The organism is Streptomyces sp. NPDC001401, from assembly GCF_042895385.1.
Classification (GTDB): Bacteria; Actinomycetota; Actinomycetes; order Streptomycetales; family Streptomycetaceae; genus Streptomyces.
Genome location: NZ_JBIAWI010000009.1, coordinates 265,574 through 281,736, shown reverse-complemented (window position 1 = coordinate 281,736; position 16,163 = coordinate 265,574). Strand labels below are relative to the sequence as shown.

General features: G+C 69.4%; 16 protein-coding genes. 8 read left to right on the top strand and 8 right to left on the bottom strand.

Features of this window, described 5'->3' with window-relative positions; all coding sequences use genetic code 11:
- The first annotated feature begins 118 nt into the window (after positions 1-118).
- Positions 119-949, top strand: a complete 831-nt coding sequence (locus ACFY10_RS28885; RefSeq protein WP_390668124.1) for an SAM-dependent methyltransferase — start codon at positions 119-121, stop codon at positions 947-949.
- A 115-nt stretch (positions 950-1,064) separates the two neighbouring features.
- The gene (locus ACFY10_RS28880) at positions 1,065-2,447 is read left to right on the top strand and encodes a S1 family peptidase (protein ID WP_390668123.1); all 1,383 of its coding nucleotides are present in this window, start codon (positions 1,065-1,067) and stop codon (positions 2,445-2,447) included.
- A gap of 117 nt (positions 2,448-2,564) precedes the next feature.
- Here ACFY10_RS28880 and ACFY10_RS28875 read toward each other — a convergent pair whose 3' ends face one another.
- Both ACFY10_RS28875 and ACFY10_RS28870 read right to left on the bottom strand, forming a co-directional pair.
- Positions 2,565-2,750, bottom strand: a complete 186-nt coding sequence (locus tag ACFY10_RS28875) for a hypothetical protein (protein ID WP_390668122.1) — start codon at positions 2,748-2,750, stop codon at positions 2,565-2,567.
- Between the two features lie 99 nt (positions 2,751-2,849).
- The gene (locus tag ACFY10_RS28870) at positions 2,850-4,010 is read right to left on the bottom strand and encodes an ROK family protein (protein ID WP_390668121.1); all 1,161 of its coding nucleotides are present in this window, start codon (positions 4,008-4,010) and stop codon (positions 2,850-2,852) included.
- 167 nt (positions 4,011-4,177) lie between these two features.
- On the opposite strand from ACFY10_RS28870, the gene ACFY10_RS28865 reads away from it, so the two are divergent.
- From ACFY10_RS28865 to ACFY10_RS28850, 4 genes are read left to right on the top strand one after another with little or no spacing between them, the layout of a single operon-like run.
- A complete protein-coding gene (locus ACFY10_RS28865; protein ID WP_390668120.1) occupies positions 4,178-5,143 on the top strand; it encodes a carbohydrate ABC transporter permease in 966 nt (321 codons plus the stop codon).
- A gap of 17 nt (positions 5,144-5,160) precedes the next feature.
- A complete protein-coding gene (locus ACFY10_RS28860) occupies positions 5,161-6,084 on the top strand; it encodes a carbohydrate ABC transporter permease (protein ID WP_390668119.1) in 924 nt (307 codons plus the stop codon).
- Between the two features lie 10 nt (positions 6,085-6,094).
- On the top strand, positions 6,095-7,444 hold the full coding sequence (locus ACFY10_RS28855) for an ABC transporter substrate-binding protein (protein WP_390668118.1): 1,350 nt from the start codon (positions 6,095-6,097) through the stop codon (positions 7,442-7,444).
- Positions 7,445-7,482: 38 nt separating this feature from the next.
- Complete coding sequence (locus ACFY10_RS28850) at positions 7,483-8,685, top strand: Gfo/Idh/MocA family protein (RefSeq protein ID WP_390668248.1); 1,203 nt, start codon at positions 7,483-7,485, stop codon at positions 8,683-8,685.
- 32 nt (positions 8,686-8,717) lie between these two features.
- On the opposite strand, the gene ACFY10_RS28845 is transcribed toward ACFY10_RS28850, so the two are convergent.
- Together ACFY10_RS28845 and ACFY10_RS28840 are read right to left on the bottom strand one after the other, a co-directional pair.
- Entirely contained in the window at positions 8,718-9,416 is a 699-nt protein-coding gene (locus ACFY10_RS28845) for a L,D-transpeptidase family protein (RefSeq protein ID WP_390668117.1), read from the bottom strand.
- 154 nt (positions 9,417-9,570) lie between these two features.
- Positions 9,571-10,368, bottom strand: a complete 798-nt coding sequence (locus ACFY10_RS28840; protein ID WP_390668116.1) for an SDR family NAD(P)-dependent oxidoreductase — start codon at positions 10,366-10,368, stop codon at positions 9,571-9,573.
- 49 nt (positions 10,369-10,417) lie between these two features.
- On the opposite strand from ACFY10_RS28840, the gene ACFY10_RS28835 reads away from it, so the two are divergent.
- Positions 10,418-10,951 (top strand): hypothetical protein, encoded by a 534-nt coding sequence (locus ACFY10_RS28835; protein ID WP_390668115.1) that lies wholly within the window; start codon positions 10,418-10,420, stop codon positions 10,949-10,951.
- A gap of 2 nt (positions 10,952-10,953) precedes the next feature.
- Here the strand turns inward: ACFY10_RS28835 and ACFY10_RS28830 are convergent, their stop codons facing one another.
- The 4 genes from ACFY10_RS28830 to ACFY10_RS28815 form a co-directional block, all read right to left on the bottom strand.
- On the bottom strand, positions 10,954-11,868 hold the full coding sequence (locus ACFY10_RS28830) for an SDR family oxidoreductase (RefSeq protein ID WP_390668114.1): 915 nt from the start codon (positions 11,866-11,868) through the stop codon (positions 10,954-10,956).
- A gap of 104 nt (positions 11,869-11,972) precedes the next feature.
- Positions 11,973-12,380, bottom strand: a complete 408-nt coding sequence (locus ACFY10_RS28825) for a hypothetical protein (RefSeq protein WP_390668113.1) — start codon at positions 12,378-12,380, stop codon at positions 11,973-11,975.
- A gap of 142 nt (positions 12,381-12,522) precedes the next feature.
- Complete coding sequence (locus ACFY10_RS28820) at positions 12,523-13,152, bottom strand: MBL fold metallo-hydrolase (protein ID WP_390668112.1); 630 nt, start codon at positions 13,150-13,152, stop codon at positions 12,523-12,525.
- Positions 13,152-14,237 carry an S-(hydroxymethyl)mycothiol dehydrogenase gene (locus tag ACFY10_RS28815; RefSeq protein WP_390668111.1) on the bottom strand — a complete coding sequence of 362 codons (1,086 nt, stop codon included), beginning with the start codon at positions 14,235-14,237 and terminating at the stop codon, positions 13,152-13,154. Before ACFY10_RS28815 ends, ACFY10_RS28820 begins: the two co-directional genes overlap by 1 nt.
- A gap of 154 nt (positions 14,238-14,391) precedes the next feature.
- On the opposite strand from ACFY10_RS28815, the gene ACFY10_RS28810 reads away from it, so the two are divergent.
- Positions 14,392-16,146, top strand: coding sequence for an ABC transporter ATP-binding protein (locus ACFY10_RS28810; protein ID WP_390668110.1), 1,755 nt, complete (start codon positions 14,392-14,394; stop codon positions 16,144-16,146).
- Positions 16,147-16,163: the final 17 nt, after the last annotated feature.

Genomic DNA, 16,163 nt, shown 5'->3' with positions numbered 1-16,163 from the left:
GGAGATGCGTGCTGCAAAAACGCCCGTACCGCACCCTCGGCATACATCAACTCCGCCGTCTAGATTGCCGGTTGACGTCGTACGCACCACACCATCAGGCACTCCAGGAGCAGACCCCGTGACGGAGAACCCGGCAGCCACCGAAGATCCCGCCGCGGCGCTGCGCAGCCGCATCGAGACGCTGCGCCCGCACACGGCCCGGATCTGGAACTACTGGCTCGGCGGCAGCGACTACTACGAGGTCGACCGCATCGCAGGCGACCGGATCCGCGCACTGCATCCGGCGATCGGTGAGTACGCCCGCGCCGACCGCCTCTTCCTGGGCCGCGCCGTGCGTCATCTCGTGGCGGACGCGGGGATCCGGCAGTTCCTCGACATAGGCACCGGCCTGCCCACCGCGGACAACACGCACGAGGTCGCCCAGCGTCTCGCCCCGGACGCGCGGATCGTCTACGTCGACAACGATCCACTCGTGCTGGCGCACGCCCGCGCCCTGCTCATCAGTTCACCCGAGGGCCGCACGGACCACCTGGACGAGGACCTGCGCAATGTCGACTCGATCCTGGAACGCGCCGCCGACACCCTGGACCTCACGCAGCCGGTCGCCCTGATGCTGCTCGGGGTGGTCATCTTCATCGGCGACGACGAGGACCCGTACGGCATGGTGCGACGGCTGATGGACGCGCTGCCCTCCGGCAGCCACCTCGTCCTGTCCCACACCATCACCAGCCCCGCACTGTCCGAGGTGGACGAGGCGGTCCGGTTCTGGAACGAGCACGGCATCCCGCCGTTGACCCAGCGCACCCCCGAGGCCGTGGCCCGGTTCTTCGACGGTCTGGAGCTTCTGGAGCCGGGCGTGGTCTCGTGCTCGCGCTGGCGGCCCGAGCCGGCGGACGGGGGCGAGCCGCAGGAAGTGGCCATGTACGGCGGGGTGGGCCGCAAGCGGTGAGAAGATCGCCCGCGCGCTGAACGCGGCCGTCCCCGGCCACGTATGGAGAGAGGGCACTCAACGACCGGAGGGCCCCGCGGTGTTCACACCGCGCGTTCGGGTTCGGGAGCCATGCATGAGGCACGCACGACGACGGATCGTCCGGCGAGTGACGCGGCTGGCGGCCGTCGGCGGACTCCTCCTGGGAGGAGCGATGGTGACGCAGGCCGCCATGGCCAGTGAGACTCCCGGTACCTCCGCCCTCCCGCTCAGTGCCTCGGGAACCTCGGACAACCCGGGCACCGCGCTCGTCTCCCGGCTCGGCACCTCCCGTACGGCGGGCACCTGGATCGGCGCGGACGGGCGTCCGGTCGTCGCGGTGACCGACGACGAGGCAGCGGCCGAGGTCAAGCGTGCGGGTGCCGAGGCGAAGATGGTGTCGCACAGCATGAACGAGCTCAAGGCGGCGGCGTCGACGCTGCGTGCGGCGCCCCGGGTCGCGGGCACGGCATGGGTCATGGACTACCGGACGAACCAGGTCGTGGTGCAGGCCGACAGCACCGTCTCGGCGACCGACTGGTCGAGCATGTCCAAGGTCGCGAGCGGCATCGGCAGTTACGTCCGCATGGAACGCACCCAGGGCACTTTCACCACCCGTCTCAACGGGGCGTCGCCGATCCTGTCCACCGGCGGGCGCTGCTCGGCGGGCTTCAACGTGACGAACGGGCAGAGCGACTTCATCCTCACCGCCGGGCACTGCGGGCCGACCGGGTCCATCTGGTTCGCGGACAACCAGGGCAACCAGCAGCTGGGCAAGACGGTGCAGCAGAACTTCCCCGGCAGCGACTTCTCCCTGGTCCAGTACGCGAACGGCGCGGCGGGTGCCGGGGCCGACATCGTGGCCATCGGCAACGGCAACGGGGTGCGCATCACGGGTGTCGCTGATCCGGCCGTCGGGGAGCGGGTGTTCCGCAGCGGCAGCACCAGCGGACTGCACGACGGCGAGGTCAAGGGCCTGGACGCCACGGTCAACTACCCGGAGGGCACCGTCACCGGCCTCATCGAGACGAACGTGTGCGCCGAACCCGGGGACAGCGGCGGCCCGTTGTTCTCCGAGGGCATCGCGCTGGGCGTGACCTCGGGCGGCAGCGGCGACTGCACCTCGGGCGGTACGACGTTCTTCCAGCCCGTGACGAAGGCGATGCAGGCGCTCGGCGTCCAGATGATCGTGTCGAAGCAGGCCGCCGCTGGGCAGAGCGGTTCGCCGAGCTCGGCGCCGTCTTCCTCGGCCACGCACAGCGCGATCGCACCCGGCACGACCTCACCCGGCTCCTCGACTCCCGTGACGGGCATCGCGGACGGTTCGACGCTGCTGGCCCGGCTCACGAACCCCCAGAACATCGGTCCCGGAATGCTGGTGATCGGAGGCAGCCTGCTCGCCCTGGTGGCCACCCGCTGGATCCGCGCCGAACAGGACCGCAAGGCGTACCGGCGCTACTACTCGGCCACGTGGGGCTGATGCGTCGGCCGGCAAGTGGCCTGTTCACGCAGGAAGTACGGGAAGTACAGGAAGTAAAGGAACTACAGGGAGTACGGGAAGCAGCGGACGGCCGGGGCCAATACGAGAAGGGGGCGCTCAGGCCGCCCGGGCCGGCTGGGGGGCCGCGGCGGCCCACTCCAGGACGAGACGCTGGTACTCCTCGCGCTGCTCGCCGCTCAGTGTCCCGCCCGACCGGCGCCACAGGGCCCGGATCTCCTCGTTGACCTCGGCTGCCGAGCGATCGGAGACGGGTTCAACAGTGGTGGACATGCTGTGAAGCATACGGCTCCAGAGGTGAAGGCGCTGTGAGTAAGGCAACAGGAAACGGGCATATGGGACCGTGTTGCTGATCACGTCATCTGGCAACGCCGATCACCGAGTTCACGCTTCCGCCGCCCCCAGCACCAGCACCTGGATCGCCAGAACGGCCGCGCCGCGGGCCCAGTCGTGGAAGTCGGACACCTTGGTCTCCAGGGGGACCGGGCGGGCCATCGGATGCCGGTGGGCGGTGATCGTCTCCCTCACTGTGTCCCCGGCCACATCCATCAGGCCGACGCCCTCGCCCGCAAGAAGGATCTTCTGCGGCATCGCGAAGTTGGCGATCTGGGCGACGAGGGTGCCGAGAGCGCGCGCCGCCTCGTCGATGACCCGGGCGGCCATGGGTTCACCAGCGGCGGCGAGGCCGAGGATCTCCTCGTACGTCCGGTCGCGGCCGGTGGCGGCCCGGACCTGGTAGCGGATGCTGGAGATGGTCAGCAGTGAGACGGCGCTGCCGCGTTCGCCGTCGGGAGTGAGCGGCCCGTTGGGGTTGATGATCCAGTGCCGGCCGAACCCGCGGTCCTCCTCCGCGCAGGGGACCCGTTTGCCGCCCAGGACCAGCCCGTAGCCGATGCCGGCGCCGATGGTGAGGACGACGAAGCGGTCCAGGCCCCGGCCGGCTCCGAACCAGGTCTCGGCCTCGACGAGGGCGGCGACGTCGTTCTCGACGACGACGGGCAGCCCGGTGCGCTCCTCGACGAGCCCGGCCAGCGGGACGTCCCGCCACCGCAGGAACGGCGACTCCCCCACCACGGCACGGTCCTCGACCAGACCGCCCACACCGATGCCGATGCCGGCGAGCCGCGGGTGGGCGCGGGCGAGCTCCTCCGTCATCTCGGCCAGCAGGTCCGCGACTTCGGCCGGGTCGTGGGTGGTCAGCGGTCGGTCGTGGCGGGCGACGATGTCGCTGCGGAGGGTGGTGACGACGCCGTAGACCATCTCCTCGGTGATCTTGAAGCCGATGAAGGAGCGGGACTCGGCGACGACGGCCAGCGGCTGCGAGGGGCGCCCCTGGCGCACCTCCGCCGGGGCTCCGGCCTCGGCCACCTCGATCAGCAGACCCGACTCGATCAGCGGTTTGGTCAGCCGGGTGAGGCTGCCCGCGGAGAGGTCGAGCCGCCGGGCGAGTTCGGTGCGCGACAGCGGGCCGTTGACGAGCACCTCGATCGCCACCGAGCGCTCACCCGGGCTCAGCGGAAGCCAGCTGTCGGCAACTGTGGTCATGAAGGTCAGACTCCCACATGATTTCTTTTGTAATGAAAGCAACCAGGTCAGGATAGCGCGCTCGACATCTCCAGAAAAAGAAGTCTGCAGGCCCCTTGACGCATGGATTCTTTCGCACCAAAAGTAAGTGGCCGAGGACGAGCCGCCGCAGACGAGGGAGTCTCCCGATGACCATCGCCTCCAGCAGCCCTCCGTCGCGCCTGCCGCTGCGCGGCGCGGAGGGGGCAGGGACCGAGCAGAGGACGCGACGGGCCAAGGCCCGTGAGAACGGGGGCGACGGACGACTGGCCGCGGTGTTCATCGCGCCGGCACTGCTGGGCTTCTCCGTCTTCCTGCTCTGGCCGACGCTGCGGGGCATCTATCTGAGCTTCACCCGCTTCAACCTGCTCACCCCGGCCGAGTGGGTGGGCCTGGACAACTACGTGCGGATGGTCCACGACCCGATCTTCTGGGACTCGCTGAAGGTCACCGTCGAGTACGTGCTGATCAACATCGGTATCCAGACGGTGTCCGCGCTCGCCATCGCCGTGCTGCTGCAGCGGCTGACCCAGTCGGCCGTGCTGCGCGGGATCGTGCTGACGCCGTATCTGATGTCGAACGTGGTCGCGGGCCTGGTCTGGCTGTGGATCCTGGACAACCAGCTCGGCATCGGCAACGAGATCATCTCTGCGCTGGGCTTCGACCGCATCCCGTTCCTGGCGGACGAGACCTGGGCGATCCCGACGATCGCGCTGATCAACGTGTGGCGGCACGTCGGCTACACCGCGCTGCTGCTGTTCGCCGGTCTGCAGGCCATTCCGAACGACGTGTACGAGGCCGCCAAGGTGGACGGCGCGAGTGAGTGGCGGATGTTCTGGCGGATCACCATGCCGCTGCTGCGGCCGGTCCTGGCGGTCGTCCTGATCATGACGGTGATCGGTTCGTTCCAGGTGTTCGACACGGTCGCCGTGACGACCGCGGGCGGTCCGGCGAACGCCACCAACGTGCTCCAGTTCTACATCTACGGTGCCGCCTTCGGCCGCTTCCAGTTCGGCTACGCCTCGGCGATGTCCGTGGCCCTGCTCGTCGTCTTGAGCGCGATCACCATCCTGCAGTACCGGATCACCCGGGCCGGCCAGAGCGACCTCGGCTGACGGGAGAGGAGACAGACATGGCTGCCGTGACCACTACGACAACCACACGCATACGGCCCCTCGGGCGCCGGCTCTCCCTCGGCCGCATCGCGGCCTGGGCGGTGATGGCCGCGATCGTGCTCGTCACCCTGCTGCCGTTCTACTGGATCCTGCGCACCGCGCTGTCCACCAACAGCGGCCTCGCCGCCCACCCCTCCGACCCGCTGCCGGTCGGCCTGACCACCGGTGGTTTCGAGCGGGCGCTGGGCCTGCAGTCGGCCAAGGAGGCGATCGCCCAGGGCGGTGCGGGCGGCGGGCTGAAGTTCTGGCGTTATCTGCTCAACTCGGTGATCGTCTCGACGCTGATCACCGTCTGCCAGATCTTCTTCTCCGCGATGGCCGCGTACGCCTTCGCCCGGCTGCGCTGGCGCGGCCGGGACAAGGTGTTCGGACTGTTCCTCGCCGGGCTGATGGTGCCGGCCATCTTCACGCTCCTGCCGAACTTCGTGCTGATCAAGCAACTCGGCCTGGTGGACACCCTGTTGGGGATCGCCCTGCCGACGATGTTCATGACGCCGTTCGCGGTGTTCTTCCTGCGGCAGTTCTTCATGAACATCCCGAGCGAGGTCGAGGAGGCGGCGCTGCTCGACGGCGCCGGAAAGGTGCGGATCTTCTTCCGGGTGCTGCTGCCGATGGCGTCCACGCCGATCATGACGCTCGCGGTGCTGACGTACATCACGGCTTGGAACGACTACTTCTGGCCGCTGATGGTCTCCTACAGCGACAGCTCGCGCGTCCTCACGGTGGCCCTGGCGATCTTCCGGGCGCAGACGCCGCAGACCGGCACCGACTGGTCGGGCCTGATGGCAGCCACCCTCATCGCGGCTCTCCCGATGCTCGTGCTGTTCGGGTTCTTCGCGCGCCGCATCGTCGGCTCCATCAGCTTCACCGGCATCAAGTAAGGGGACGGACATGCGAATTCGTATGCGTACGGTCACGGCTGTGACCGGAGCGCTGGCGCTGTCCCTGGTGAGCGGATGCGCCAAGGGCGGCGGTGCCGGGTCGGCGTCGGACACGGTGACGTACTGGCTGTGGGACTCCAACCAGCTGCCCGCCTACCAGGCCTGCGCCAAGGGCTTCGAGCAGCAGAACCCGGGCCTGCATGTGAAGATCACCCAGCTCGGCTGGGACGACTACTGGACCAAGCTGACCGCGAGCTTCATCGCCGGCACCGAGCCGGACGTGTTCACCGACCACATCCAGAAGTTCGGCCAGTTCGCCGACCTGAAGGTGCTCGAGCCGCTGGACGACCTGGGCATCGACCCGGCCGCCTACCAGAAAGGCCTCGCCGACAACTGGATGGGCCAGGACGGCCACCGCTACGGCGCCCCGAAGGACTGGGACACCGTCGCCCTCTTCTACAACGAGAAGGCGGCGAAGGCGGCCGGTCTCAGCGCCGGGCAGCTGAACAACCTGTCCTGGAACCCGAAGGACGGCAGCAGCTTCGAGAAGGCCGTCGCGCACCTCACCGTCGACAGGAACGGCAAGCGCGGCGACGAACCGGGCTTCGACAAGAACAACGTCAAGGTGTACGGCCTGGCCAGCAACGGCGCCGGGGACGGAGACGGCCAGACCCAGTGGAGCAATTTCGCCGCCTCCGCGGGCTGGACCTACACCGACAAGAAGCGGTGGGGCACCAAGTACGGGTACGACTCCAAGACCTTCCAGTCGGTCGTCAAGTGGTACTTCGGGCTGGCGAAGAAGGGCTACATGGCGCCCTTCACCGCCTACAACTCCCAGTCCAGTCCGGGCAACGCGCAGGTGGCCGCGGGCAAGGCGGCGGCCACGTTCGACGGCGCGTGGATGATCTCGACGTACGCCGGGTTCAAGGGCATGAAGATCGCCACCGCGCTCACCCCCGAGGGCCCCACCGGCAGGCGCGCCACGATGATGAACGGCCTCGCCGACTCCATCACCAAGAACGCCGCCAACAAGGCGGGCGCGAAGAAGTGGGTGCAGTACCTGGCGTCGGACGAGTGCCAGAAGACCGTGGGCAGTTACGGCATCGTCTTCCCGGCCACACCTGATGGCACGAAGGCCGCGGTGGCGGCGTACAAGAAGAAGGGCATCGACGTCACGGCCTTCACCAGGCCGGTCGCCGACAAGAAGGACTTCACGACCTTCTCCTATCCGATCACCAACTATGCGGCCGACGTGTTCGCGCTCATGCACCCGGCCATGCAGGACATCTACGGCAACGGCAAGTCCGTGAGCAGCCTCGACCAGACCAACAGCCAGATCAACCTGATTCTCGACCAGTGAGTCGACCTGTCACTCGACCCATGAAGGGCATGCCTTACATGACGTTCTCCCTCGGCATCGTCGGTGCCGGCCAGTTCTCGGGCCAGTTCGCCACGCTGTTCCAGGCCCATCCCGGCGTCAGCGACGTCTATGTCACCGACCTCCTGCCCGAACGGGCCGAACAACTCGCCGCAGCACAGCAGTTGGCGGGCACCTTCCCCTCGTACGAGGCCATGCTGGAGTCCCCGGCCGTCGACGCGGTCGCCATCTTCACGCAGCGCTGGACGCACGGCCCGCTCGTGCTGCAGGGCCTGAATGCCGGCAAGCACGTGTACTCCGCCGTCCCCATGGCGATCGCCACGGAGGAGATAGCGGCGATCATCGACGCGGTCAGGGCGACCGGGCTGACGTACATGATGGGCGAGACCAGCCAGTACAACCCGGCGACCGTGCACGCCCGCAACCAGATCGCCGAGGGCGCCTTCGGACGGATCTTCTACGCCGAGGGCGACTACGTCCACGACATGGACCTGGGGTTCTACGAGGCGTACCAGTACAGCGGCGGCGAGAACTGGAAGCAGACCGCCAGCTATCCCCCGCTGCTCTACCCCACGCACTCGGTGGGCGGGGTGCTCGGCGCCTGGCAGACGCATGCGGTGAGCGTGTCGGCGATCGGTGTGGTCGACGAGCGGGGCGACGGCGTCTTCGACAAGGACGTCAGCCAGTTCGGCAACGACATCTCCAACGCGACCGCGCTGTTCGAGGTGGCGGGCGGCGGTTCGTTCCGTACGAACGAGTTCCGGCGGGTCGGCTATCCCTCGCACATCCGGGAGTCGCGTTTCCGGTTCTTCGGCACCGACGCGAGCATGGAGCAGCTCGCCACGGTGGCGCTGTGGCAGGACAAGAAGGGGGTGCAGGACATCAGCGAGCTGCTGGAGCCCAAGCCCACACTGTCCCCTGACGACCCGTCACTGCAGCACATCGCGCCCGATCTGCGGGCCGCCTTCACCTCGGGTTCGGCGCCGGTGCACGACCGCGCGCGGCTGCCGCGGGAGTTCGACAACCTGCACAACGGGCACGAGGGCAGCCACCACTTCCTGGTCGACGACTTCGTGACCGCCGTGAACACGCGGTCGCTGCCGTCGGTGAACGCGTGGGTGGCCGCCCGCTACACCCTGCCGGGCATCGTCGCGCACCAGTCGGCGCGGCAGGGCGGGGCCAGGCTGGAGATCCCGGACTTCGGGGACGCGCCCGAGGCGTGACGCCTTTGCGAGCCGGGTGCCTGCCTTTCGCGTCAGGTGCCCGGCTTGCGGCCGTAGACGAAGACGTCGTCGCCGGTCTTCAGCAGCGACCAGTACTTCTGGGCCGTGGCGGAGGTCATGTTGACGCAGCCGTGTGAGCCCGGCGGGTTCCACATGCTGAGGTTGACCGAGTGGAAGGCCTGGCCGCCGTCGAAGAACTGGCTGTAGGGCATGGGCACGTTGTAGATGTTCGAGACGTGGTTCTTGTCCCGCCAGTAGATCTTCTTCAGGCCGGTGCGGGTCTCGTAGCCGTCGCGGCCGGTGCGGACCGGGACGGGGCCGTAGACGAGCCTGCTGCCGTCCTGGATCCAGCTGAGCTGGAGTGTCAGGTTCACGCAGGCGATGCGGCCCTTGTTGACGGGGCAGGCGCCGTCCCGGTTGGGGTTGTTCCCGACGGCCTTCTGCTTGTTCATGAGGTCCATCACGCCCCAGGTGACAGAACCCGCGTACCCGATGTTCGGGGTGATGCCGTGCTTGGTCTGGAAGGCCTTGATGGCCTTGCAGTCGGCGGCGGACTGCTTGCCGTCGACCGTCAGGCCGAGGAACTTCTCCACCTGCTTCTGGTAGGGCCCGGTCTGTGTGGTGCAGCTGGTGGCCGCCTGCGCGGGCGCGCTGCCCAGGGCGAGTGTGAGCGGCGCCACCAGTCCGGTGATCCCGAGTGCGACGGCTCCCCGTCTGCGTATGTCCCCCATGGCCTGCCTTGCCTTTCGTGCGGATGGGTCGTCTGATCTGCGATGTCTGCCAGCTAGACCGGCGTCCGGCGCGATCGGTTGCAGGAATCCCTCACGATGCGACGAAACGGTGACATTCGCAGTGCCGCAGGTCACAGCGTGATGCTTCGCACCGCTAAGCGTTCCTGTCCTGCCGCGTCGCCCGGAGGAATCCCGTGTTCACGGCGGTGACGCCGCCGTCGACCGTGAGCGCGGTGCCGGTGATCCAGGACGCCTCGCGGGAGGCGAGGAAGGCGACGGCGGAGGCGATGTCGTCCGGCTCACCGACCCGGCCGAGGGGATACAGCCCGCGCATGGTCTCGAGCTCGTCGTCACGGCCCTCCCAGGCCGAGGTGCGCACCGTGCCCGGCACCACCAGGTTGACGCGGACGCCGCGTGCGGCAACGTGCGCGGCCATGGTGCGGGTGAGGGAGCCCAGGCCGGCCTTGGCGGCGCTGTAGGCGTGGTTGCCGAAGTCCTGCAGGGCGTTGACGGAGCCGATGTTGACGACGGCGCCGCGGCCCGAGGAGGCCAGGTGCGGGAGGGCGGCGCGGCAGCAGTGGTAGGTGCCGGTCAGGGTGATGTCGAGGTCGCGGGCCCACGCGTCGTCCGGCCCGTCCTCGAAGAGCGGCGTGTCGGGTGTGCAGCTCGCGGCGCTGTTGACCAGGACGTCGAGCGAGCCGAAGGCGTCGACGGCGTGCGCGACGGCCGCCTCCACGGATCCCCGGTCGGCCACGTCGCACGCCAACGCCTCGGTGGCCAGGCCCTGTTCACGCAGCGCGGCCGCGGTCTTCTCCGCCTCGGGCGGATCGACGTCGGTCACCAGGACCCGCGCACCTTCTTCGGCGAGCCGTCGGGCGACGGCGGCTCCGATGCCGCGGGCGGCGCCGGTGACGAGAACTCCGTATCCCTCGAAGCGCTTTGTATCAGCCATGGGCCGAAGCTACTCCCCGGACGATCAACGGGGCAGATAGCGTGCGCACATGTCCGCGTTCATGCAGCAACTTCCCGCGCTCATAGGCGTCGTGATCGGCGCACTGGGTTCCTATCTGGCGGTCGTACGGGGCGACCAGGCGCGGTTCCGCCGGGAGCAGGCGGTGCGGTGGGAGGAGCGGCGGCTGGCGGCGTACGTCGACTATGCGCGCGCGCTCAAGAGATCCGTAACGCTGACGTACCAGGTCGCCTCGCACCTCGGCGACGACCCGCACCCGCATCCGCTGCCCCTGCAGGAGGCGGAACCGCAGCTCGCCGAGGCGATGACCGCCCGGGATCCGGCCTGGGAAGCGCTGCTGCTCCTGGGCAGCCCCGACGTGGTGGAAAAGGCCAGGGCGTGGGTACTGACGCTCATCGACATGGAGCAGTACGTTCGCCAGGACACCCGCGATCCCGCGGCCTGGCATGCCCTGTTGGAGCAGCAGCGCGACAGGCGCGACGGCTACTACACGGCCGTGCGCGACGATCTGGCACTGCCGCCGGGCCACTCGGCACGTTGGGCCCCGCCAATGCTGCGCACCTGATCTCACCTGTACCCGGTCGTGTCGGCGGATTTGCCCGCGTCCTGCACCTCCACGAGATAGCGCCAGGCGTCCGGGCGGCTGCCGTCCAGGTCCGTGAAGCCGTACGCCTTGGCCAGTCCCCCACTGGAGAGGGACTCGCCGTTCCACCGGGCCACGTCGGGGTCGGCGGCGAGGGCGGCGACGGCGCGGCCCACGTAGCGCGGGGTCTCGGAGATGGCGAAGTGAGGGACGCGTTCGAGGGCGTCGCGCCAGTTGTCCTCGCGTACGCCGAACTGCTCGAGCATGATCTCCGAGCGCAGCCAGCCCGGGGTGAGGGCGACGGCGGTGGCCCCGCGCGGTCCGAGTTCATGGCCCAGGGCGAAGGCCATGCGCAGCACGGATGACTTGGCGAGGTCGTAGAAGAAGGAGACGCGGTAGGTGTCGCGGTTGTACTCGGCGGTTCCGTCGGTGACCTCGACGACCAGGCCGCCGGGGTGGCGCAGGAGCAGGGGCAGGGCGTGGTGGCTGGTGATCGCGTGTGTCTCGACGGCGAGCCGGAGCAGCCTGAGTCCCTTGTCGAGGTCGTGCTCCCAGACCGGGCTCTCCCATTGGAAGAGGTTCTCGCCGCCCCAGATGTCGTTGACGAGGACGTCGAGGCGGCCCTGTTCGTCCGCGATGCGGTCCACGAGGGTGCGGACCTGTGCGGGTTCGAGGTGGTCGGTGGGTACGGCGATGCCCTGGCCGCCCGCCTCGGTGACGAGGTCGGCGGTGTCCTCGATGGTCTCGGGGCGGTCGTACTCGGAGCGCTGGGTGCGGGTGGTGCGTCCGGTGACGTAGACCGTGGCTCCGGCCGCACCGAGCTCCAACGCGATCCCGCGGCCCGCGCCCCGCGTCGCCCCTGCGACCAGCGCGACCTTACCCTTCAGCGGCTGTGACATGTCCGGCCTCCCGTTGAACGCGTTTGTCGCCTTCACACTGCCGGGTAAGCCGGACATCTTCTGTCGTCTTTATGCCGAGTGTTGCGTCGTCCTCGGCACGCGAGTCACCTCGGCTGCGTGACCGTCAGTGCCCACCGGATCGTCTGCGCCGAGGCGTCGACGCCCACGCCGAAGGATCCCCACTGGACGACGCCCGGGTCCAAGGTCACCGAGCCGACGCCGGCGGTCCCGGCCGGGCAGTCGACGGAGAACTCTGCCACCTGCGTGTCCTGCGACTGCATCGTCACCTGCACGCTGCCGCCGCCTTCGCACGCCACGGTGAGCACGGTCCGCCGATACGGGCTCGCGCCGGCCGACACGGCGCCACCGTCGCCCGTCTGCTCCGGCACCCACAGCAGGCCGTCCTCCCCGGGGTGCGGCAGTAGCACGTCGTCCGCCGAGGCGGATCCGGTTCCGGCCGCGACCGCCCCTAAGGCCGCCAGCGCCGTCAGAGCCAGTTGGGTACGTCTCATGCCTACTCCCTGATGATCGGTTACGGAGCCGTCAGTCTGCGTCGGCGGAGGCCGCGGAGCATGAGTACGCGTACTCATGCGGCTGCGGGCAGCTTCGCCTCGGGTGTCGGGCCGTCGGAAGCCAGGCGCCGGAGGTCCGGCCTCAGTGACCGCGGGCGATCCACTCCTCCAGGTGCGGGGCCTCGGCGCCGATGCTGGTGGAATCCCCGTGTCCGGTAAGGACTTTGGTGTCGGGCGGGAGGATGAGCAGCCGGTTGCGGATCGAGTCGATGATGGTCGGGAAGTGCGAGTACGACCGTCCCGTGGCGCCGGGTCCGCCCTGGAAGAGGGTGTCGCCGGTGAAGACCGTGGCCAGGGCGGGGTCGTAGAGGCAGACGGCGCCCGGCGCATGGCCGGGGGTGTGGAGGACCGTCAGGTCGGCGCCTGCCGCCTCGATGACCTGGCCGTCGACCAGGTGGGCGTCCGGGTCCCGGTCGGGGTGGGTCAGCTTCCACAGGGGCAGGTCGTCGGGGTGCAGCCAGATGGTCGCGCCGGTCCGGTCGGCGAGCGCGGGGGCGGCGTCGATGTGGTCGTTGTGGGCGTGGGTGCACACGATGGCCACGAGGCGGCGGTCGCCCACGGCTTCGGCGATGGCGTCGGCGTCGTGAGCCGCGTCAATGACGATGACCTCGTGGTCGTCGCCGACGAGCCACACGTTGTTCTCCACCTCCCAGGTGCCGCCGTCCAGGCTGAAGGTGCCGGAGGTGACGAGGCGTTCGATGCGTGCGGCCATCACAGCACCACCACCGAGCGCAGCACGTCGCCGTGGTGCATCCGCTCGAACGCCTTCTCCACGTCGGTGAGTTGGATGGTCTCCGTGACGAACTTGTCCAGCGGCAGGCGGCCTTGCAGGTGCAGGTCGATGAGCATCGGGAAGTCGCGGGAGGGCAGGCAGTCGCCGTACCAGGACGACTTCAGCGACCCGCCGCGCCCGAACACGTCCAGGAGGGGAAGTTCGAGCTTCATCTCCGGGGTGGGCACACCGACAAGGACGACCGTGCCGGCGAGGTCACGCGCGTAGAAGGCCTGCTTGTACGTCTCCGGGCGGCCGACCGCCTCGATGACGACGTCGGCGCCGAAGCCGCCGGTCAGCTCCCGGATCGCCTCCACCGGGTCGCTCTCCTTGGAGTTCACCGTGTGCGTGGCACCCATCTCCCGTGCCTTGGCCAGTTTCCGGTCGTCGAGGTCCACCGCGATGATCTTCCCTGCGCCGGCCAGGTTCGCTCCCGCGATCGCCGCGTCCCCCACGCCGCCACAGCCGATGACGGCGACCGTGTCGCCGCGGCCGACGTTCCCGGTGTTGATCGCCGCTCCGATCCCGGCCATCACCCCGCAGCCCAGCAGCCCGGCCACCTGCGGCGAGACACTCGCATCCACCTTCGTGCACTGCCCGGCCGCGACCAGTGTCTTCTCCGCGAACGCGCCGATGCCCAGCGCCGGGGACAGCTCGGTGCCGTCGGTGAGGGTCATCTTCTGCTCGGCGTTGTGGGTGTTGAAGCAGTACCAGGGCCGTCCCCGCAGACAGGCCCGGCAATTTCCGCACACGGCACGCCAGTTGAGGATCACGAAGTCGCCGGGTGCGACGTCCGTGACGCCCGCGCCGACCGACTCCACCACACCGGCGGCCTCATGACCGAGCAGGAAGGGGAAGTCGTCGCTGATGCCGCCCTGTTTGTAGTGCAGATCGGTGTGACACACCCCGCAGGCCTGGATCTGTACGACCGCTTCCCCGGGTCCGGGGTCGGGCACGACGATCGTCTCCACCCGTACCGGCTCGCCCTTGCCCGGTGCGATCACGCCGCGTACTTCCTGCGCCATGGCGTTGAACCCTTTCGTCAGCGGATGTCCCTCCCTGCGACCCTACGGGTGACTGATCAGTAACGGAGTCGGCGGTCCACCGCCCGGGACCGGCCGCGCCTCGGGGCGGGCGCCGACGTAGCCTGAATGCTCCGCACGACTCTCGAGGAGCGCCGTGAGCATCGCAGAGACCGAGCCCCGACCGCCCGCCTGGCGGCTGCTCCTCGCGTACGTGCGACCGCACCGCTGGGCCCTGCTGACGGGCGCGCTGCTGTCGCTGGTCACCGGGGCCACCGGGCTGCTGCTGCCGCTGGTGGCCAAGGGGCTGATCGACGACCTGTCGCACGACCGGGCCATCACCGGCGCGCTGCTCGCCATGTCGGCTCTCGTGGTCACCAACGCCGCGGTGGGCGCGCTCGGTTCGTATGTGCTGCGCCGGACCGCGGAGTCGGTGGTGCTCGGTGCGCGGCGCGCCCTGTCGTCGTATCTGCTGCGGCTGCGGATCCCGGCGGTGGACCGCAGCGAGCCGGGCGACCTGATGGCCCGCATCACCTCCGACACCACGCTGCTGCGCGAGGTCACCACCGACTCACTGGTCGGGCTGGGCACGGGCGGGCTCACACTCGTCGCGACGGTGGTGATGATGGGGCTGGTGGATCCGGTGCTGCTCGGGGTCACCCTGTGCGTGATCCTCGGGGCGGGCACGGTGCTCGGTGTGATCGTGCCGCGCATCAACCGGGCGAGCCGGCAGGCACAGGACGCGGTCGGTGTGATGGGCGCCTCGCTGGAGCGGATCCTCGGCGCGCTGCGCACCGTGAAGGCGTCCGGCGCCGAGCACCGGGAGGAGCGGACGCTGCACGAAGCCGCCGAGGAGTCGTGGCGGCAGAGCGTGCGGGCCGCCAAGTGGTCGGCGGCGGCGGGCAACACGGCCGGTCTCGCGATGCAGATCGCGTTCATCACGGTGCTCGCGGTGGGCGGGGCGCGGGTGGCGACCGGTGCCATCCAGGTGGGCACGCTGGTCGCGTTCCTGCTGTACGTCTTCTACCTCATGTCGCCCATCCAGCAGGTGGTCGGCGCGATCACGCAGTACCAGACGGGGGCCGCCGCCCTCGCCCGCATCCAGGAGGCGCTGAGCCTGCCCTCCGAACCGGCGGCCCGCCCCGCCCCGTTGCCCACCCCCGGCGCGGAACCGGCCGCGGTCGCCTTCGACGAGGTCCGCTTCCGGTACGCCGGGGACCTGCCGTACGTCCATCACGGGGTGACGTTCGCGGTGCCGGCCCGCGGGATGACGGCGTTCGTGGGCCCGTCCGGCGCGGGCAAGACCACGGTGTTCTCCCTCATCGAGCGGTTCTACGATCCCGAGTCCGGCACCATCACCCTGGACGGACTCGCCTTGCAGGACTGGGAGTTGCCCAGGCTCCGGTCGGCGATCGGCTATGTGGAGCAGGACGCCCCGGTGCTGTCGGGTTCGCTGCGGGACAATCTGCTGCTGGGCAACCCGGATGCGGACGAGGCCGCCGTGACGCGCGTACTGAAGACGACCCGGCTGGACGGCCTGGTCGCGCGGCTGCCCGGCGGCCTCGACACGCTGGTGGGACACCGCGGCACCAAGCTGTCGGGCGGCGAGCGGCAGCGGGTCGCCATCGCCCGCGCGCTGCTGCGCCGGCCACGGCTGCTGCTGCTCGACGAGGCCACCTCGCAGCTCGACGCGGTCAACGAGGCGGCACTGCGGGATACGGTCGCCGATGTCGCCCGTACTACTACGGTTCTTGTCGTCGCGCACCGGCTGTCGACCGTGACGATGGCCGACCGGATCGTGGTCATGGACGCGGGGCGGGTGCGGGCCGTGGGGACCCACCGGGAGTTGGTTGCCGGAGATCCGCTGTATGCGGAGCTTGCGGCCACGCAGTTTCTTGCCACCGCCGGCTGAAGGCTTATTCGTTCGTC

What these genes read in the sequence shown, in the direction of transcription:
- ACFY10_RS28880 (WP_390668123.1), top strand. Translation starts at nt 1,065, where the DNA reads ATGAGGCACGCACGACGACGGATCGTCCGGCGAGTGACGCGGCTGGCG.
- ACFY10_RS28875 (WP_390668122.1), bottom strand. Translation starts at nt 2,750, where the DNA reads ATGCTTCACAGCATGTCCACCACTGTTGAACCCGTCTCCGATCGCTCG.
- ACFY10_RS28870 (WP_390668121.1), bottom strand. Translation starts at nt 4,010, where the DNA reads ATGACCACAGTTGCCGACAGCTGGCTTCCGCTGAGCCCGGGTGAGCGC.
- ACFY10_RS28865 (WP_390668120.1), top strand. Translation starts at nt 4,178, where the DNA reads ATGACCATCGCCTCCAGCAGCCCTCCGTCGCGCCTGCCGCTGCGCGGC.
- ACFY10_RS28860 (WP_390668119.1), top strand. Translation starts at nt 5,161, where the DNA reads ATGGCTGCCGTGACCACTACGACAACCACACGCATACGGCCCCTCGGG.
- ACFY10_RS28855 (WP_390668118.1), top strand. Translation starts at nt 6,095, where the DNA reads ATGCGAATTCGTATGCGTACGGTCACGGCTGTGACCGGAGCGCTGGCG.
- ACFY10_RS28850 (WP_390668248.1), top strand. Translation starts at nt 7,483, where the DNA reads ATGACGTTCTCCCTCGGCATCGTCGGTGCCGGCCAGTTCTCGGGCCAG.
- ACFY10_RS28845 (WP_390668117.1), bottom strand. Translation starts at nt 9,416, where the DNA reads ATGGGGGACATACGCAGACGGGGAGCCGTCGCACTCGGGATCACCGGA.
- ACFY10_RS28840 (WP_390668116.1), bottom strand. Translation starts at nt 10,368, where the DNA reads ATGGCTGATACAAAGCGCTTCGAGGGATACGGAGTTCTCGTCACCGGC.
- ACFY10_RS28835 (WP_390668115.1), top strand. Translation starts at nt 10,418, where the DNA reads ATGTCCGCGTTCATGCAGCAACTTCCCGCGCTCATAGGCGTCGTGATC.
- ACFY10_RS28830 (WP_390668114.1), bottom strand. Translation starts at nt 11,868, where the DNA reads ATGTCACAGCCGCTGAAGGGTAAGGTCGCGCTGGTCGCAGGGGCGACG.
- ACFY10_RS28825 (WP_390668113.1), bottom strand. Translation starts at nt 12,380, where the DNA reads ATGAGACGTACCCAACTGGCTCTGACGGCGCTGGCGGCCTTAGGGGCG.
- ACFY10_RS28820 (WP_390668112.1), bottom strand. Translation starts at nt 13,152, where the DNA reads ATGGCCGCACGCATCGAACGCCTCGTCACCTCCGGCACCTTCAGCCTG.
- ACFY10_RS28815 (WP_390668111.1), bottom strand. Translation starts at nt 14,237, where the DNA reads ATGGCGCAGGAAGTACGCGGCGTGATCGCACCGGGCAAGGGCGAGCCG.